Here is a 16,686-nt window from a genome sequence, read left to right as displayed (position 1 = left end):
CATTAACTATAGTCAATGAAACTAATTTCTTTTCAATTAAAAAAGAGGGGATTCCCCCTCTATACATTCTTTTCCTTATTTTTCTTTGTTTGGTTATCTTTTAGTTGTTTAAATAATTCATCATATTCATCAGTTCTCAAAGTGAAAGTAAATATTTCATTGCATAACTCACTAATATGTTGGACTTCAAAACGATAACGAGTACCTTGAACTGTAGCAAGTCGGTAATAATATTTGTTTTCTTTTTCTACATACATTTTAAAGAAGCGGTCATGATTTGTCTGATAAATATGACAAACGAAAATAAGTAATTCTTCTAATTTAGAAATATATTTTTCTGCTTCTATGTTTTCGAACTGATAACAATCATACTTTGTTCTTCTTGCCATAAATTCAAAAGGCATAGGGTCTTTCATATAGGCAAAAATATATTCAAGTTGAGCAATAGATTGTATAAGTGTTGAGAGTGGTAAATATTCGATTTGTTTGTATTCTGCGAAAGCCCCATATTTTTCAGATTTTTGCATTTCTAAAAATTTATCAAAGTTATGTTGATAACAATCACCTATAAAAATCAACCAATTCTCTAATGATTTAATATATGCAGAAGGGGAGATAGTAAATTTTTCGACTTTATAAAATAAATTTGTAAATTCCGCTTCAGATACAATGATGATGGAATCAAGGAGAATAGATTTTCTTGTTCTTGGTTCAATCGCACCCATCGCATAATACACATCTGTAACCCCTTGCTCTACCCAATCCTCTACCCAAATCCAATCATGATACTTAAAAGCTTCTATAGCTTCTTTATTTTTTGCTTTTGTATTCTTATAAAAAGGATGAATTGCTGGAATTTTTACATGGAATCTATTTTTGATAGGATTGTTTTTCATATACTAACACTCCTTTGTTAAAGAAAACATCTTCATGAAATATTCTTTTGATAGTGTCATAGAGGAAACAGGAATTACTCTACCATCTTCTGAAACAGCTTGTACTAAATAATTAGGTGTATCATCAGGATAGGGGATAGGCATTGCTGTAAGATACCATGTATTTTGTTTTCGTCTTAACATAAAATCTTCTGCCAACTCTAAAAGTTTTTTCTTCTTTAAAGTCTCTACAAATGTTTTCGATAAATATAATGGTGTATAGCAAGCTTGTACAGTATTAAATTCTGATTCTGTCATCATAATCAAACCTTTCTTTATATATTTATTAATTGATTATCACAATATCAAATGTCTTCATTAGTTGCTCTTTTGTAAAGATAATAGCCTCTAAACCACTCACGCCTTCATCTATACCATTAGATAATAGTGGTGCTACTAAAAAATGAATTTCATCATTGGCGTATAGAAGCGGCATAGAAGTAGAAACCCAATTGCGATTAGAGCATAAAAATAATTTGTTCTCTGAAAAACTTAACTCATCTGCTATTTCTAACTCTTTTTTAATCTGTTCATTTACCTTTAATTTTGTGTCCCAGATTCTAAATTCACGAAACTCTTGCTCTGTCATTTTTTTCACGTCCTTCATCGTATTTTCTACATATATCTTAACATCTTATTTACTATAGTCAATAAAATATATTATAATTTAAAAAGAATGTTATGAGAGGATGAGTTGAAATGACATATAAAGAAGTTTGGGATGAACAAAAAGAATGGCTTGTAAATAGTATGAATTATTTAAAAGGGAGAATAGCGAAAACAAGTGGTAAAGAACAAAAAAGACTGCAATCAAAATTAGATGGAGTAAACGTGGCTTATCAACACATGATTGAGTCAGATAAGATGTATCAGTTTGAAGATAAATAAGCAGGAAGGTAGGGGGGATAAATATGAGAAAACCGAAAGTAATCAACAAATATAATTTAACATTTGCAGATGTAAAGAAATTAGAGATTGTAGACAGGGAAAAAGTTGGAGAGCCATTATTTTGGAGAAACCAAGTGGTAGGAGCATGGTGTATTTCTGATACAACTGTGAAAAATCAAAAAGATTATGAATATGGAGCATATAATTCGTTTTGGATAGGAATATATGATGAAGAATCAAAACGAAAAAAGAAATTAGATGTAACTTGTCATGCTTACGGTGGGATGTGCAACTATACATTTTCTCGATTTTTTGACGAGAAGGGCATTCAAAATAAAGATGATTTAGAAATTCAGGAGAAATTATTATCAAAAATTAATGAGTTAATAGATGCAGGGATATTGGTGATAAAAAAGAGGTCAGATAACTGAAGGGAATAAAGGGTTCTGCAAAGTCTTTCCCTTTCATGCATTGAATACAAATGATACAGATTCAATATTATGATGTAGTGATAAAAAACAGGTTCTTATATGAAGAATTATAAAAAGGAGAGATTCACAATGGAACGAGATGTAGTAGATGAAATGAAAGGGATTACTCAAATTGAACTATTTAATGAAGAGGCTGAGTTAGTGAGTAAGACTGAAGTATCTGCAATGAAAGAATTACTTGCAAATACAAGAGCCTGGTTTCCGAAATCATTTATTAACGATAGAAATGAATTGATTTTTGAGCCTACAAACAACATTTACTTTAGATTAGAAAATATTCAGGATGAACTGGATTTTAAATGCAAATTATTAGCTTGGTTATCGAGACCGAGTTGTAAAGGGACGACAGCATACTGGCAAAGAAAAATCCTAAGAGGAGTAAATGGATTATTGGGGACCCATTTCTCGAAGGATGAAATGAGAGTGATTTATATTTATTTAGGCAACGATACAAACAGAGAATTAACTATACAGTTTATCCAATCAAATTATGATTTGTCATTATTAAAAGACGAGCAGGGAGGAGTAAAGTGTTAAAGCCTATTACGAACCAAAAGGATATTTTTATGGTTGAATTATGGTTAGTGCAACTAAAAACGTGGTTAGAGTGTGAAGCTGAAATTCAGCCACCAGATGTTACAGGCGTATATTTAAGGGATGCAAAAAAAATACAAGATTTCTTAGATAGTCGAAAATAATAGAACATGAAATTTGATACAAATAAAAAACGCAGGGAAATAAATCTCTGCGTTTTTCGTTATGAGTTAGAGCTGAAAAGTATGCTTATTGAATTGATTTATCATATAGTCGAACAAATCATTTATGTCTTCGTCCATATAACACCAATCTCGTTGATTCTTAGGGTCTTCTTTTTTTCAGTAGGCATTAGCCCATTCAGAGATGTTCTCCTTCTCAATGACTTGATAAGTACCATTGGATAATGGAATGAGTAAGAAGATATGTGTATGCCCTCCACACATCAAATAATTATCAACAAAGAAGTATAGGTTTGAAATCATTTCTTCTTTTTTAGATGTATAGGTAGCAGAGTATGTTTCTTCGGGGTCTAATTTCATATGTTGAGAGAATGTAGATAATTCATTTTCTGTTAATACAGTACCTTTATGATGAATATCTGTTTTGGAAAATGAAATGATAGGACTTCTTTTGCTAATTCTTTTTAGGTGTTTTTATATCTGCTTTTCATGGGAAATCTCCTTTTGCAATCTACTATTTATTTTTGTTTAATAATATCGTGCGTTAATAATAAGTTAGATAGTTCTAAATCAAAGACATCGCTTTTCATCCAGTTTAGATTATTATAATAATCGGATAAATCGTGCAAGTCATGTTCTTTACAAGTAGTTTTCACAGCCTCCCACCAACCAATCGTACATTCTAAATGAATATATGTGTTCTCGTAGGTAAGTAGAGTATCAGCATTGTCTAATTCAAAAATAGTATCTACATTTTTCTTAAAGTCTTTCAAAAAATCTAATGTAATTTGTTTTTGATATTTTTTAAGGATTACATTTTTAGATTTCTTTTTCATATCCTTTGTATGATGCATATCATCACCTCCGTTATTCTATAGTTGCATCACTTTTCACTTCAAAATAAAAAACAGGCAAATACCTGTTTAAAAATGCTCCATGAAGGATTCGAACCTTCGACCTTCCGTTTAGGAAACGGGTACTCTATCCTGCTGAGTTAATGAAGCGTACATATAGAATTGATATTTTATAAACCTATAATTCAGTCTGTGTTTTACACAGTCCCTTATTCCGAGTGGGAATCTAATTGGGTTCCTGTAACGTGTCTGAACGAAACTTAAATATCGCAAAAGGAGGAAGTTGTACTTACCAAACATTGCTTCTCTTATATTTTCCTTCTGAAGTTTTTTAATTTTACTTTTATCATGTAATTGGGTAAGTCTAATCAATTAACATAACTAATATAAAAAGGAGTACGCCCCGTACAGGATTCGAACCTGTAGCCTACGCATTAGAAGTGCGTTGCTCTATCCTATTGAGCTAACGAGGCAAGATATAAAATAAGGAGCGGAAGGGATTCGAACCCTCGCATGATGTAAACACCATCTATCTGATTAGCAGTCAGACCTCTTCACCAACTTGAGTACCGCCCCAAGATAAATATCTTTTATTTGTGAGGTATTTTATTGAATCATTCTATGAATAATACATTATCATTTGTTTTTAGGTGATAAAAAAAACTTCTTAATCGCAAAACCAATTGCTATCCACAAAGGAAATGAAATACATAATATTTTTAATATTGTTGTTAAGAACACCACAGAAAGAATACCCCCCTCTTTACAATAAAGAAAAAATTATAGATTAACAGCCAACCGCTCTACCATTGAGCTACGATAAAATAAATTAAATTAAATTAAATTGCATCAACAATGGCTAATACTAACAGAAGAGCCAATAAAATAAAAGGGTCATGTAAAAGATAAGTTAAAGTTGAAATAGAAACGAATCCTATACAAGCGGTTATTGCTTTTGCCCAATAATGCCCATTATTACTTTTCTTTAAATTCATAGATAATCACCAACTGTATATTAATTGGAGCGGATTAACGGAATCGAACCGTCCCTTCTATCGGCATATATGTACACTCATCCAATAGCTGTTCTGCCTTATACTATTCCGCATGTAGAGGCTTTATCTATATAGATAAAGCGAATTATTCAGCGTGAGCATATTTGAAGTATACATTTAATACTTCGGAATGCTTGTGTAACTCTAATTTACGAAGGTCTTGTGGATGTCGATTAATGCCTTTTGCTTTTAAGGCTTTAATGCATTGACCCTTTGTAGTTGGATACGTAGCTCCCATGGTAAACACCACCTTATTGTTAATAAAAATCAAAAACGTAATACTTTTAAACTTGTGAATCAACAGCCCCAAACTGTCGAAACAGTAAAACCAGTCAATAACTTAACCCAAAAGTAACATTCCATGAATAAACAAGAGCGATTATTTCTACAAAATATAGTGGGAATCGCCCAAAACCTCAAAGTGGTTTGAATTGGAATCGAACCAATCTCCTCAGTGCTTCAAACTGATGCTAATCCATCTCAGCTACCAAACCATATAAAATGCTGAAGGGAGGAATCGAGCCTCCTACAAACTTGTATTGTTTACATCACATATACAAGAATGTAATCCAATCGTCAGCAATTCTTGACTGTTGGTGGGGTGGTCATCCCACATCTCTTAGCAATAAAGCTCTTTTTAAGACTCGAACCGTTATCCTACAATTTGATTAATAACGTATTCAAGCGTGTAGCTACCTGTTCTACCTCAACAGTCTTAGATTTCTTATAAACTCCCAACTTAGAAATCTTCCGTTATATGAAGAAGTTCCACCCACTAAGCATTGCTTCTTTCAGTATGCCAATATAACGTCAAGTTTTTTCCACTGAATCCAGTAGGTTGGCACTTACATCAGTAGTCTCGAAGAAAAACGGTAAGTAGAAGTCTTGAACTTCTCAAAAAGGATAAATAGACACGCAAGCGTTTGTCTTATTTATAATTCCTTCTTGTACTCCATACGTACACAAACCGATAATGAAATTGGTAACGCATAGGGGATTCGAACCCCTGAATGCTCGATAGAAAGTCGAGTGTGTTAGCCAGTTTCACCAATGCGTCATATTGCAAAAAGGTTCATTTGGTTTTTTAATCGAACGCCTTTCGAAGATAAAACTTTCACATGGAATATTTGGATTAGGGCATTACCCATGCCTTCCATTAGAAAGAAACTCATTAAGTTCTAATGCCAACTGTAGGAATCGAACCTACGACCTATTGATTACAAGTCAATCGCTCTACCTACTGAGCTAAGTTGGCGAATGGAGTGCCATCGAAGATTCGAACTCCGACCTCACGACTGTTTTATGCTCAGAAGAGTCATATTCAGAATTACGTGGCTCTACCAATTAAGCTAAAGGCACATATGGTGGCAGGAGAGGGATTTGAACCCCCGAACTCCGAAGAGAACGGATTTACAGTCCGTTGCGTTTAACCACTTTGCTATCCTGCCATAAAATTAAATATCAATTTATAATGTTTCAATAATATTAAGGAGAGAATAGGGACTAAAGCCCACGTTGTCTACCTCTATGAGATTCTGTGACGGATTAGAAAGGATTCTCTAATCTGGAAAGGTAATAGTATTTATCAACCGCCCTATTCGGCAAAATGTGTCACACTACATTCATCGGCTAAAACTAAAGAACGGTGACGGATTCGAACCGTCCATTACGGTTTTGCAGACCGCATTCCTGTACCATCAAGATTACCGCCCATAATAGGGAGCAAGAATGATAAAATCATTCAAAACTCCAAAATGTGCATCTCGCACTGGCTCAAAAGGCCTAAAAAAATTCCTGGTCTCTAAACCTCTAAACTTGACCTGGAGGGTAGAGTTGCTTGTGAGAACAATTCAAGTTTTTAACAGCAGAAGGACTCACTCACAATTATCCTTAGAGGAAAGTTTTAATTTGTTTTAATTAGAACCTACAAACCACTTGGACGCTTATTGGTCGCTAACTTCGGCTCTTGAGGACTGCGTGGTATACATTGTCATGTGCCGTAAACAAAGTAATTTTCTCTGACAACCTATCCTCAGTTTCTCCCCATTTTACTAACACCCCAAGATAGGCACATTCGTCAATTTAAGAGGCAGGGAGTGGTGTTAAACCATCTCAGTTATAATCCCACAAGGAAATATAACTTGTATGATATTAATCGGGATATTATCCCTAAGCGACCAACGGGATTCGAACCCGTGACAACAGATTGGAAGTCTGTTATGTTACCACTACACCATGACCGCATGTGGTTACTGAGGTGAGTATCGAACTCACTTCCGTCAAAGTTGATAACTTTTAAGGACTCATACGCTCAGTAAAGCTTCAAAATAAGGGTTCGTTGCGTTTTTTAGGTTGGACACCCAAGAACAAAAAACTTTCCACAAACATTGACGTTTCAAGGCATTACCCTTGAGGTGTATTCAAGTAGAAAGAAACGTATTAAGTCCGAAAAGCCGAATGCAGGAATCGAACCTGCGTCCAATAGTCATGTTATTGGGTACCCCTAATCGCTTTACCACTAAGCTAACTCGGCATTATACAAGGTGGTAGGGAATTGACCCCACAGTATTTTTTCATTTCACCTTAAATTTGACTATACGCCTGACCTTGGTTGTTGGACAGACCGCCATCACGCACGATAGGGTATAGGGGACTCGAACCCCTGAATCTCCGATAGAAAGTCGGATGTGTTAGCCATCTTCACCAATACCCCATAAGTAGTGAGAGAACTTCTCCCACTAAAAAGACAACCTACTAAATCATCATAAAAACGATTTGGAGTCATCTTATGCCATATACTATGGTTCTTAAATCTAAGCGGGAATAACGGGATTCGAACCCGTGCCACTTGATAGACAGTCAGGCATGTTAACCGCTACACTATATCCCCATGTAAGCTCCCTATTTGACGTGTTGGGATTCACGGGTATATACCAGATTTATTTCGTTAAGATGTTTCACCTTAACACGTATAAATAACGTAGACTTTTTCCTTCGATGAGGAGCCACGCCCAAGGAGAATATCGCATACAGGATTCGAACCTGCGAATGCTCGATAGAAAGTCGAGTGTGTTAGCCAATTTCACCAATGCGACACAATATAAAGTGGAAGGAGAGGGACTTGAACCCCCATAACGCTCCTCACGTCCACGCCTGTTTTCAAGACAGGTCTCTTACCAATTAGAGTATCCTTCCATAATGGTCTGAGCAGTAGGATTTGAACCTACGAATTCTCCCTTCCAAAGGGAGTGGTGAACCAAGCCCACGTCTACTCAGATAAATAATAGCTTCTGGAGAAGGCTTCGAACCTCCAATGTCAATACTGACGCCTGTGTCAAAGACAGGTGACTTTACCAATTTGTCCATCCAGAAAAAATATGGCGGTGCATACGGGACTTGAACCCGTGACCTCTTGCGTGACAGGCAAGCGAGCACTCCAACTGCTCCAATGCACCATTTGGTTGAACTACCTGGACTCGAACCAGGGCTAACAGGATTCAAAGTCCTGTGCCTTACCAACTTGGCTATAGTTCAATAATAAGGAGAGTGAGTTGAGTTTTAACGGGCTATCAACTCTAATCCCATTTTTTCGACTCTGTTAACAAACGTATCTCTCCGTTCTTTGTTAATGGTCTAATTGTCAAAGGTGGTAACGATGGGACTTGAACCCATATAGTGTTTAGTTTTAGTTAACGTCCACTCGTCAGCCTTGGGTTTCAACTAAATTTCCCTAATCCAACTGCGTATGCCTTTTCCGCCACAATTACCATGTATGGCTCACCAGGTAGGACTTGAACCTACGACCTTTCGCTTAACAGGCGACTGCTCTAACCAACTGAGCTACAGGTGAATAATAAAATGGTTCAGGGTGGACTCGAACCACCGACCTAACGCCTATGAAACGTTCTCTCTACCGACTGAGCTACTGAACCATAATAGAGAAAGTGTGAATTTTCTCTATTAAACAAAGGAGAGACAGAACAAGTTTAGTTTACACACTACTAATCGCAGGTAAATAGCGTGTAGATATCGTTCTGAATCTTTAACAACTTATATTAGTATATTAACATTTTTATCAACTATAGTCAATGAAAAATATTAAGAAGTTTGTTCTACTAATTATTATTGTTAGAAAGTGGACCTGATAGGATTTGAACCTACAACTGTCATCTTGCAAGGATGGTGTTCTCCCAATTGAACTACAGACCCATAATGTAGAAACATATACTCGTCACTGTTTACGTCTTTTGCTATCGGGTTTCGAGGTTTTCCCTTAGCCTTCGTTCATCGTGTGACACCATGAGACACGACTTATGGCGATAGCGACCACAGACCAAATTAGTTGGAGACTATTTTGCAGAAGATAGGACTCGGACCTATAACCCGACCACCAAACGGTTGACCGCTCTGCCAATTGAGCTACTTCTACAAAAAGGGTGAATGACAGAACTTGAACTTGTAAGGGATTTCCCCAACCTAATCCACAGTTATTTTAATAACAGAAAGTTTTCACATCACCAACACCCTATAATGAATGTACTCACACAGACTGCCCCGCGATATAGAAAAATATGATTCTTCTAATTTTAGAATTCGAACCCCACATCCGTGGACTAAATTATTGCAAGTAGAGCCAACTCTTTTAGGTAAAACCTTCTCTCTCGAATCGAACGAGTACTCACGCATTAGCCTGTGTCAATACACTTATATTTTTAAGGACGCTTGGATGGAATCGAACCACCGACTTCTCCACGCAATTGGGCGTGGCTTCTACCACTGAAGTTACAAGCGTCATGATATAAATAGCTCTTAGACTATTTATATAGGATTCATTCAAACTATGGACGTAGCAGTAGAATGACTAAAAAATAATTGTCAATTAGTTAAAGTGATGTAGGGAACCCGTAGAACTGTACTACACCAAGTTTTTTCATAACCTATATCATATTTAAATACGTATAGGAGGAATCATAAAAGGGCCATATCGGACTCGAACCGATATTAGATGTCAGAATTCTTTTCGACTCGAACGAACATTATGCAGAGCTTATGTCAATACATTTTTTTATGAATATTTTAGTTATTAAGAAATAGAAAATGAAAGAAACCTCAGGACAACCCCCTACCTCATAAATGTCCATAGTAAAAATTGTTTTATAGACGGTCTTCTCAATTACAATTCCACTATTTCACTTTTCTCAAACAAGTCCGTCATTGTTAAGAGATGGCTTTAGTGTTGTTTCTTTTATTTCCTATGATACAGATAGTAGGATTCGAACCTACACGCCACGTATGACAACTGCTCCTAAGGCAATCGTGTCTACCCATTCCACCATACCCGCATGTTTTAACCCGATGTTTTATCCGTACATCGAGAAACGCTATTGTCCTAATCAATGTTTAAATTGTACATTGAAAAACAATGAAGTGTGGATAGCAGGACTTGAACCTGCACGTCACATAGGACATCGGATTTTAAGTCCGATATGTCTGCCAATTCCATCATATCCACAAGATAATTTGGTTCGCCCGATAGGATTTGAACCTATGACATCTCGATTAAAAGTCGATTGCTCTACCAACTGAGCTACGAGCGAATAATAATTATAATATTGTATTCGGAATACTCCCACTCACCGAACTATGTCTGCTCCTCTTCCCATGTATCTCCATACAGACTTGCCTAATTTTTCTACTTATGGTTCGGGTCATCACAACCCTAATCTCTATGCAATTAACTTCGAATGTTAACTGCCGTTCACAATGAACGCATGTAAAACTGCACTATGTCGTGCGGGGGCGTAAAGCCCAAAGTAATAAAAGTGGAGGTAAAGTGGACTCGAACCACTTCGGTCTTACATACACAAAATCAGTACAATTAGGAATTAAACCTAAATCTGTATTTTGTTAAGTATAGCTCCATGCTACCTCCATGATTTTGGCATGGGCAATAGGACTCGAACCTATATTCCTGGTTTTGGAGACCAGTGTCCTACCAAATTGGACGATACCCACATAATATTCACAGACTAATATATATGATAGATAGTTTGATATTTTTTATAACTAAATTTATAAAAAAATGTGTCGAACCTATCAAAATATTGTTCTATGAGGCGAATTAGTTAAAAACACCTCATAGATAAACACTTAGGAGAGTAACAATTATGTCAAAATCATCACATTATTGAATTTAATCCCCACCAATCAAATTCTTGTTAATTAGTCCAGGGTAACGGCTCCTACCGTTATTACCCAACTCGATACCTGTCTTCAAACGACAGGTATCAAGAATCCTTACAACAATATTCCCGCACATACAAAGAATAGGAGTCTTTATACATAGCACTTTCCTTTGAAACAAGTATTATTTATATAGAAATATCTTGAACATCAACAAAAACAAACTATGATTCAACAGCCCCAAACTGTTGAATCAGTCAAAACAGCCAATAACTCAAACCAGAAGTAACAACAATCTTCACCTTGTTCGTAGCCCAAAAAGCTGAATGCGTCTTTTATTTTTCAATGGAGCCTACAGGGTTCGAACCTGCGACCGTTCGGTTATGAGCCGAATGCTCTACCAACTGAGCTAAGGCTCCGTAATATGAAAAAGGAGAGATATTCTCGCTCCTTTATAAACAAGAGAAATACAACTTATAATAGAAAATTGTCTTAAAAGGTATTAAGTACCTTAAATCCATAATAACATTTTCATCAACTATAGTCAATTATAAAAATCAAAAAAATGTGTCGAACCTATCATCTATTATATAAAAAGAGATATTCTTCTAAGATATATATAAGAGAAGTTATTGGATAGGGGATGAGAGATTTGTTAGATGAAGTATATGAGTTATTAGATGAAAGTATAATTCAAATTGAAGAATATAAAAAAATATTAAAAAAGATAGAGGAAACACCTTTTTGTATAATGACTGATTTATTCAATGGGAATGACATTTTATTACCGTATGTATTACTACCTCATGGTGAGGATGCTTTACTATCTTTTCAAGATATGCTGTATCAATACTTAGTTCCAGAGTTAGAAAAGTTCATCGCATTAGAACAAGTGGAGTTATCTTATGATATAGGTATGTATCCATCACCTATTATTATTTCAGTAGAAGGTGTACAAATGGGATACATTAGTATTCAAGAAAGAAAGTTATACTACCTGGAAAATGAGCAAGAGGAATTTATTAAAGCAAAGATTCATGAGCAATATGATAAATTAGAGCAATTAAAACATAGGCAAGAAGAATTAGAATTGCATAAACAAAATCCGTTGGCAATTGGTGGGGCAAATCCTATCAAATTAGCGAGTATTGCTTTACGTAAGAAAAAATATATAAAACAATTACAACAAGATACATTAAATTTAGATAATGAAGCATTTGAGATAAGAAGAGAAATACAGTCATTAGAGAATCAATTACAAGCAATTCAAGAGAAATTTATAGAGCATGAGTATTTTCTTGAGCGTATAGAAAGAAAATTAAAAAATAAGTTTAGTTATCAAATTGTAAAAAATAAATAATTGTATAAGGAATTTCGTTCATGAAAATAAATATATACTTTCAAAACAGAAGAACAAAACATATATCTTCTGTTTTTTTTTGTAAATGATGTTTGAAAAAATATTTAGGTATATAGGTTTATGTTTCGGAGGGGTTTTGTTTCTATTGCGAGTATGAACTATGAATGATAAAATATCTACTATAGTCAATGAAAAAGGAGAGATTTTTATGGGAGATTCAAAAGAAAAAGAAGTAGTTGTTGAAAGTACGAATAAAACAAATTATGGTGCAGTATTTTTGGAGTATTTTAAATATATGGCTGTTGCAGTTATTGTGGCCATTATTTTTACCAGTTTTATTGCTCCTGCAAAAGTCATCGGTCATTCGATGGATACTACACTTGCGGATGGTGATTATCTATTTGTGAATAAATTCTCTTATAAAATGGGGGAACCAAACTATAAGGACATTATAGTTTTAAAAGCAAAGATGTTAAATGAACGAATCTTAATCAAACGAGTAATTGGTCTTCCTGGAGATGAAATTGAGATTAAAGATAATGTAGTTTATCGAAATGGTAAGCAATTAGATGAGAACTATACGAAAGAAAAAATGAAGAATAATAAAGATATGAAAATCAAGGTTGAAAAAGATTGTTTATTCGTAATGGGAGATAATCGTAATAATAGTATGGATTCTCGAAGTCCGTATGTAGGGTGCGTTCCTATGGATGATGTAGTTGGGAAAGTATTTGTTCGATTATATCCATTCGATAGTATAAAAACACTCTAAACCCTATAAAATTATGATTTCCCTTTTATTTGAATATGATAAGTCATCAAAATAAAAGGAGGGAATGCTTATATGAATAAATATAACATATTTGGAATGGAGTTAATTAGTTACAAGACAGAGATATTAAAAGATTATCCTGATATTGTAAAGCGTTCATTACATGATACATTTGATAGATTATTAGAACATAATGCGATAGATAAGGACATTCATTACGCATTGAAAGATGGTGGGATGGACACGAATGCATTTAAGAGTTACATATTAACAAATATAAAATGTATTAAATCAAATGAAGAATTGTTAGTAGAGTATGAAATGATTCGAGAACGATTAGAATCTCATATTACAGAACTCATTCACACACAAGAATTAGAGACAGAGAGTTTTGTGGAAAAAGAAAATATTTCTATCATCAAGAAATTTGTAATAGATGCAAAGTTTGCTCAAGAATATTTTGGTGTGGAGGAAAAAGATGTTAAAGAGAAATTAATGAAACCAAAAGGTTTTGTTGAGAAATTTGCAGTGTTACGTTTAAAAAAGATTTTAATGGATTTTGTTCAAATGGACGAAGTGCAATCAGAGTATTTTGATTATACTTCAATTACCACTTTCTTAGTCTATAGAGAAGAAGATACAAGTAACTATTGCATAGACTTGTGCTTATCTATTCCTATTGATATTGCAGAAGACGAAGAGAATACGGAAGTACTTTTAGAAGACATTTCAAGAGTGGTAAGTAAATCACAAACTTATTTCGATGAACGATTAGTAATTTAGCCAAGAACGTCCTTTTAACGAAAAGGGCGTTTCTTTATTAGTTAACTTCATTGAGGTAGGTAGAACTAAATAATTATCAAATAGAGATACAGGTAACGAAATATAAGAGTTGCTTTTAGTTCCACTGTTTTATCATTGAATATAGTAAATACAAAATATATAATATGAAAAGTGGAGGTGCTATAAAGATGGTAAATAAAAAGAGATTAGGAATCATGTTACTGTTTTCTTTAGCAACAAGTTTGATTGTTGGATGTACAAATGAAAGTGCAAATGAAAGTACATTAATGAAAAAGGATACATGGACAGAAAAAGAATTAAAGGCTCAAAAAGAAATCAAGTATGAAATTTTAGATAAGAGTGTATTAACAGAAGCTGATATGAAATCATGGTATGAGAAATCATATAAAGAAAAAGGGGTTCACTTTAAATCAGATAAAGAGCATACATATATTGTTGTGTCTGACGGGAAGAAAGCAACTTCTGGATACGGAATTGAGTTGTTTGACGTAAGAAAAGCAAATGAAGATATTGTAATTGGATATAATGTAATTAAGCCTGACAAAAATAAAAATGTTGAGAAAAAAGAAAACTATCCTCATTTGATTCTTCGTATCGAAGCGGAGAAAGGGAAAGTTATAGGAAAACAAATAAAATAGGCAAAAAAAAGAGACAAGAAAATGTCTCTTTGCCTGTGTATATGTAAAAAAGAAAAAAGTTAAATTAATCCTGCACGTCTTTCTTCTTCTTGTTGTCTTCTGAATTCAGCTCTTCTCTTTTTGTTCTCAACGTTTTCTTTTGCCCAAATAATACCACCAATGATAAATTGAGCAATAGCAAAAAGAATCAAAAAGATTAGGTAACCATCAAGTAATTCTTGTAACATACTATCATCTCCTTTTTTTTTAGAGTTATCACAAACCCTTCCTGTTTTTTGATATTCAATTATCTAATTATATTATAATTCATTAACATAAATTCGTCAAATATTTTTTTCTAAATAGTTTTAAAGGCTACAATCTTTTTCCAGACTGTAGCCTTTTTTATTTATTATCTGATTTCATTAAATTTAATTCTATCTTTAATAAATCCATTTACGGTTCCAATTAACGCTTTTCCGTTTTTATCAGGGAAAGCATCTTCTAAGATAACTTCCTCTTTAGCTGTTTGAAGTTTTGCTTTCAAATGAGAAGAAAGGAAGACTTTCGCATTCTTAGGTGCATCATTTGGAATTAACGTAACCGCATTAAATCCTTTATCAGGAAGTGGTAATTCGCTTGTATAATTTGTTGAAGATGTATAGTAATAGCCATCATCTCCTACGATTTCAACCGTATAATTTCCTTCAATAGAAGAAGATTTAACTTGTTCATCGCTAAATAGGTCATAATAGATTGCGAATTCAATATTTCCACCTGCTATCATTTTTTGTGGTTCAAATGCCCAAGTCATAGGTTTAAATGCAGGCTCCATAGGATTTACAACATTTGTTAATTCGAATTCAGTAATGTTTAGATTTGCTATTAAGACTTTATTACTTTCGATTTTTGCGACATTTCCTGCATTATCAATTAATAATAAAGTAACCTGACCATTTGAATCTCCACTTAACTCCCAAGGAATTGTGATGTTTTCTTTTGGTACAACAGGGAATATATATTCTTTGTCACCCTCTATAACTTTTACTTTATTAATACCAGATAACTTATCTCCTAACGTAATAGATAAATCAACCTGTTTAGAAGGAACGATGATAGCTCCATTATTAATAGAAACAGTACCATATGGATTTGTTTTATCTAAAATAATAGACTGTGTAATCACGTCACTTGCATTTCCCAGAGCATCCAATACCTTTACATATATTTTCTTTTCGCCATCACCTAAAGGAAGTGTAACAGGTATTTTTTCACTAAATGGTTCTTCAATCCACGTTTTATTATCCGTGCTGACAAGTACTTTTTCTGGATAAGAATAATTATCTGTAGCTGTAATATTCAATATAACTTGTTCCTTATTTGTATATTCGTTTCCACTATTTATATTAAAGGAAACCTCTGGACCAGTTTTGTCAAGAAAGATTCTATCAAACACTTCGTCTGAAATATTTCCCGCCATATCTTTATACTGTACTGAAACTATTCGTAATCCTTCTTCATCTTTTAGCTTCCAATCTTTTTCTGTCTTGTATTTTTCGAATGTAGACCAATTCCCATCATCGTTTTTAAACCGCATTTCATCATTTCCTGAAAGATGGTCTTCTGAGTAGAGTTTTAATTTTACTTCTGGTTTATCTGTTACCAATAATTCTCTCCTCAAATCTAACACATTTACACTTTTTTCTACGTGGTTCTTACTATTATCTGCTTCAGAAAAAATATATGTTCCATTTTGCGAGGTTACATAATTAATTTTTCTACTATGCACAATATTACCGCTTGGAAGTCCGATTTTTTCTGTATTTTTTGCATCAACCTGTATAAGAGCCTGTTCTTCCGTTTGTTTTGCATACTGAACATTTATGTTCTCTTTTGTTTTCGATATGTCTTCTGCATGAACTGGCATGTAGGAGAATGAAAAACAAGATATGAATAAACAAAGAGAAGTTGTAATTTTACATTTTGATTTTTTCATATAGGTCAACTCCTT

16 protein-coding genes and 29 tRNA genes are annotated in these 16,686 nt (G+C 34.0%); 8 read left to right on the top strand and 37 right to left on the bottom strand.

Annotated features, from left to right (window positions below):
• Positions 1–59: 59 nt before the first annotated feature.
• Genes ACIQ7L_RS11480 through ACIQ7L_RS11470 form a run of 3 tightly spaced genes read right to left on the bottom strand, consistent with a single transcriptional unit; the run spans position 60 to position 1,524 of the window.
• Positions 60–896 carry a hypothetical protein gene (locus ACIQ7L_RS11480; protein WP_400569167.1) on the bottom strand — a complete coding sequence of 279 codons (837 nt, stop codon included), beginning with the start codon at positions 894–896 and terminating at the stop codon, positions 60–62.
• A gap of 3 nt (positions 897–899) precedes the next feature.
• Complete coding sequence (locus ACIQ7L_RS11475) at positions 900–1,193, bottom strand: hypothetical protein (RefSeq protein WP_400569165.1); 294 nt, start codon at positions 1,191–1,193, stop codon at positions 900–902.
• Positions 1,194–1,221: 28 nt separating this feature from the next.
• Entirely contained in the window at positions 1,222–1,524 is a 303-nt protein-coding gene (locus ACIQ7L_RS11470) for a hypothetical protein (protein WP_400569163.1), read from the bottom strand.
• A gap of 110 nt (positions 1,525–1,634) precedes the next feature.
• On the opposite strand from ACIQ7L_RS11470, the gene ACIQ7L_RS11465 reads away from it, so the two are divergent.
• The 4 genes from ACIQ7L_RS11465 to ACIQ7L_RS11450 all read left to right on the top strand — a co-directional run bounded on the left by ACIQ7L_RS11465 (position 1,635) and on the right by ACIQ7L_RS11450 (position 3,012).
• Positions 1,635–1,823, top strand: coding sequence for a hypothetical protein (locus tag ACIQ7L_RS11465; RefSeq protein ID WP_400569161.1), 189 nt, complete (start codon positions 1,635–1,637; stop codon positions 1,821–1,823).
• Between the two features lie 23 nt (positions 1,824–1,846).
• Positions 1,847–2,254 carry a hypothetical protein gene (locus ACIQ7L_RS11460; RefSeq protein WP_400569159.1) on the top strand — a complete coding sequence of 136 codons (408 nt, stop codon included), beginning with the start codon at positions 1,847–1,849 and terminating at the stop codon, positions 2,252–2,254.
• 129 nt (positions 2,255–2,383) lie between these two features.
• Entirely contained in the window at positions 2,384–2,851 is a 468-nt protein-coding gene (locus ACIQ7L_RS11455) for a hypothetical protein (RefSeq protein WP_400569158.1), read from the top strand.
• The gene (locus ACIQ7L_RS11450; RefSeq protein WP_400569156.1) at positions 2,845–3,012 is read left to right on the top strand and encodes a hypothetical protein; all 168 of its coding nucleotides are present in this window, start codon (positions 2,845–2,847) and stop codon (positions 3,010–3,012) included. The genes ACIQ7L_RS11455 and ACIQ7L_RS11450 overlap by 7 nt, the downstream gene beginning before the upstream one ends.
• A 536-nt stretch (positions 3,013–3,548) precedes the next feature.
• Here ACIQ7L_RS11450 and ACIQ7L_RS11445 read toward each other — a convergent pair.
• The 32 genes from ACIQ7L_RS11445 to ACIQ7L_RS11290 form a co-directional block, all read right to left on the bottom strand.
• Positions 3,549–3,884, bottom strand: a complete 336-nt coding sequence (locus ACIQ7L_RS11445) for a hypothetical protein (protein WP_400569154.1) — start codon at positions 3,882–3,884, stop codon at positions 3,549–3,551.
• 76 nt (positions 3,885–3,960) lie between these two features.
• Positions 3,961–4,034: transfer RNA gene (locus tag ACIQ7L_RS11440), tRNA-Arg, on the bottom strand.
• A gap of 249 nt (positions 4,035–4,283) precedes the next feature.
• Positions 4,284–4,357, bottom strand: a tRNA-Arg gene (locus ACIQ7L_RS11435).
• Positions 4,358–4,370: 13 nt separating this feature from the next.
• A tRNA-Ser gene (locus ACIQ7L_RS11430) sits at positions 4,371–4,460 on the bottom strand.
• Positions 4,461–4,723: 263 nt separating this feature from the next.
• Positions 4,724–4,879, bottom strand: a complete 156-nt coding sequence (locus ACIQ7L_RS11425) for a hypothetical protein (RefSeq protein WP_400569153.1) — start codon at positions 4,877–4,879, stop codon at positions 4,724–4,726.
• Between the two features lie 145 nt (positions 4,880–5,024).
• Complete coding sequence (locus tag ACIQ7L_RS11420; protein ID WP_400569151.1) at positions 5,025–5,177, bottom strand: DUF2639 domain-containing protein; 153 nt, start codon at positions 5,175–5,177, stop codon at positions 5,025–5,027.
• A gap of 184 nt (positions 5,178–5,361) precedes the next feature.
• Positions 5,362–5,433 (bottom strand) — tRNA-Phe (locus ACIQ7L_RS11415).
• A gap of 486 nt (positions 5,434–5,919) precedes the next feature.
• Positions 5,920–5,996 (bottom strand) — tRNA-Glu (locus tag ACIQ7L_RS11410).
• A gap of 125 nt (positions 5,997–6,121) precedes the next feature.
• Positions 6,122–6,194: transfer RNA gene (locus ACIQ7L_RS11405), tRNA-Thr, on the bottom strand.
• A gap of 3 nt (positions 6,195–6,197) precedes the next feature.
• A tRNA-OTHER gene (locus ACIQ7L_RS11400) sits at positions 6,198–6,298 on the bottom strand.
• 3 nt (positions 6,299–6,301) lie between these two features.
• Positions 6,302–6,387 (bottom strand) — tRNA-Tyr (locus ACIQ7L_RS11395).
• Between the two features lie 191 nt (positions 6,388–6,578).
• Positions 6,579–6,651 (bottom strand) — tRNA-Cys (locus ACIQ7L_RS11390).
• 460 nt (positions 6,652–7,111) lie between these two features.
• A tRNA-Gly gene (locus tag ACIQ7L_RS11385) sits at positions 7,112–7,182 on the bottom strand.
• Positions 7,183–7,390: 208 nt separating this feature from the next.
• Positions 7,391–7,472, bottom strand: a tRNA-OTHER gene (locus ACIQ7L_RS11380).
• A 106-nt stretch (positions 7,473–7,578) separates the two neighbouring features.
• A tRNA-Glu gene (locus tag ACIQ7L_RS11375) sits at positions 7,579–7,652 on the bottom strand.
• 105 nt (positions 7,653–7,757) lie between these two features.
• A tRNA-Asp gene (locus ACIQ7L_RS11370) sits at positions 7,758–7,829 on the bottom strand.
• 131 nt (positions 7,830–7,960) lie between these two features.
• Positions 7,961–8,034, bottom strand: a tRNA-Glu gene (locus tag ACIQ7L_RS11365).
• An 11-nt stretch (positions 8,035–8,045) separates the two neighbouring features.
• Positions 8,046–8,134 (bottom strand) — tRNA-Ser (locus tag ACIQ7L_RS11360).
• Between the two features lie 4 nt (positions 8,135–8,138).
• Positions 8,139–8,215: transfer RNA gene (locus tag ACIQ7L_RS11355), tRNA-Pro, on the bottom strand.
• 11 nt (positions 8,216–8,226) lie between these two features.
• Positions 8,227–8,311, bottom strand: a tRNA-Gln gene (locus ACIQ7L_RS11350).
• 6 nt (positions 8,312–8,317) lie between these two features.
• Positions 8,318–8,394: transfer RNA gene (locus ACIQ7L_RS11345), tRNA-Asp, on the bottom strand.
• A 3-nt stretch (positions 8,395–8,397) separates the two neighbouring features.
• Positions 8,398–8,473, bottom strand: a tRNA-Gln gene (locus ACIQ7L_RS11340).
• A 239-nt stretch (positions 8,474–8,712) separates the two neighbouring features.
• Positions 8,713–8,789, bottom strand: a tRNA-Asn gene (locus ACIQ7L_RS11335).
• Between the two features lie 9 nt (positions 8,790–8,798).
• Positions 8,799–8,871 (bottom strand) — tRNA-Met (locus tag ACIQ7L_RS11330).
• A gap of 204 nt (positions 8,872–9,075) precedes the next feature.
• Positions 9,076–9,148 (bottom strand) — tRNA-Ala (locus ACIQ7L_RS11325).
• Between the two features lie 146 nt (positions 9,149–9,294).
• Positions 9,295–9,368, bottom strand: a tRNA-OTHER gene (locus tag ACIQ7L_RS11320).
• A 288-nt stretch (positions 9,369–9,656) separates the two neighbouring features.
• Positions 9,657–9,731: transfer RNA gene (locus ACIQ7L_RS11315), tRNA-Leu, on the bottom strand.
• Positions 9,732–10,197: 466 nt separating this feature from the next.
• A tRNA-Leu gene (locus tag ACIQ7L_RS11310) sits at positions 10,198–10,281 on the bottom strand.
• 86 nt (positions 10,282–10,367) lie between these two features.
• A tRNA-Leu gene (locus tag ACIQ7L_RS11305) sits at positions 10,368–10,451 on the bottom strand.
• Between the two features lie 9 nt (positions 10,452–10,460).
• Positions 10,461–10,536 (bottom strand) — tRNA-Lys (locus tag ACIQ7L_RS11300).
• A gap of 342 nt (positions 10,537–10,878) precedes the next feature.
• Positions 10,879–10,954: transfer RNA gene (locus ACIQ7L_RS11295), tRNA-Trp, on the bottom strand.
• A 514-nt stretch (positions 10,955–11,468) separates the two neighbouring features.
• Positions 11,469–11,541, bottom strand: a tRNA-Ile gene (locus tag ACIQ7L_RS11290).
• Between the two features lie 224 nt (positions 11,542–11,765).
• Here ACIQ7L_RS11290 and ACIQ7L_RS11285 point away from each other — a divergent pair.
• The 4 genes from ACIQ7L_RS11285 (at position 11,766) to ACIQ7L_RS11270 (ending at position 14,696) form a co-directional block, all read left to right on the top strand.
• Positions 11,766–12,482: a hypothetical protein gene (locus tag ACIQ7L_RS11285; RefSeq protein ID WP_400569149.1), complete on the top strand. Its 717-nt coding sequence runs from the start codon at positions 11,766–11,768 to the stop codon at positions 12,480–12,482.
• A gap of 208 nt (positions 12,483–12,690) precedes the next feature.
• Entirely contained in the window at positions 12,691–13,254 is a 564-nt protein-coding gene (gene lepB, locus ACIQ7L_RS11280) for a signal peptidase I (RefSeq protein ID WP_400569147.1), read from the top strand.
• A 72-nt stretch (positions 13,255–13,326) separates the two neighbouring features.
• A complete protein-coding gene (locus ACIQ7L_RS11275; RefSeq protein ID WP_400569145.1) occupies positions 13,327–14,037 on the top strand; it encodes a hypothetical protein in 711 nt (236 codons plus the stop codon).
• Positions 14,038–14,225: 188 nt separating this feature from the next.
• Positions 14,226–14,696 carry a protease complex subunit PrcB family protein gene (locus ACIQ7L_RS11270; protein WP_400569143.1) on the top strand — a complete coding sequence of 157 codons (471 nt, stop codon included), beginning with the start codon at positions 14,226–14,228 and terminating at the stop codon, positions 14,694–14,696.
• Between the two features lie 59 nt (positions 14,697–14,755).
• Here ACIQ7L_RS11270 and ACIQ7L_RS11265 read toward each other — a convergent pair whose 3' ends face one another.
• Together ACIQ7L_RS11265 and ACIQ7L_RS11260 are read right to left on the bottom strand one after the other, a co-directional pair.
• The gene (locus ACIQ7L_RS11265; protein ID WP_400569141.1) at positions 14,756–14,923 is read right to left on the bottom strand and encodes a hypothetical protein; all 168 of its coding nucleotides are present in this window, start codon (positions 14,921–14,923) and stop codon (positions 14,756–14,758) included.
• A gap of 164 nt (positions 14,924–15,087) precedes the next feature.
• Positions 15,088–16,671 carry a hypothetical protein gene (locus ACIQ7L_RS11260; RefSeq protein WP_400569139.1) on the bottom strand — a complete coding sequence of 528 codons (1,584 nt, stop codon included), beginning with the start codon at positions 16,669–16,671 and terminating at the stop codon, positions 15,088–15,090.
• Positions 16,672–16,686 lie beyond the last annotated feature (15 nt).

Origin of the sequence: Bacillus sp. NPDC094106 (assembly GCF_044764345.1) — a bacterium.
Classification (GTDB): Bacteria; Bacillota; Bacilli; order Bacillales; family Bacillaceae_G; genus Bacillus_A.
The sequence above is the reverse complement of the archived record's forward strand: the minus strand, read 5'-3'. Positions and strand labels throughout refer to the sequence as shown.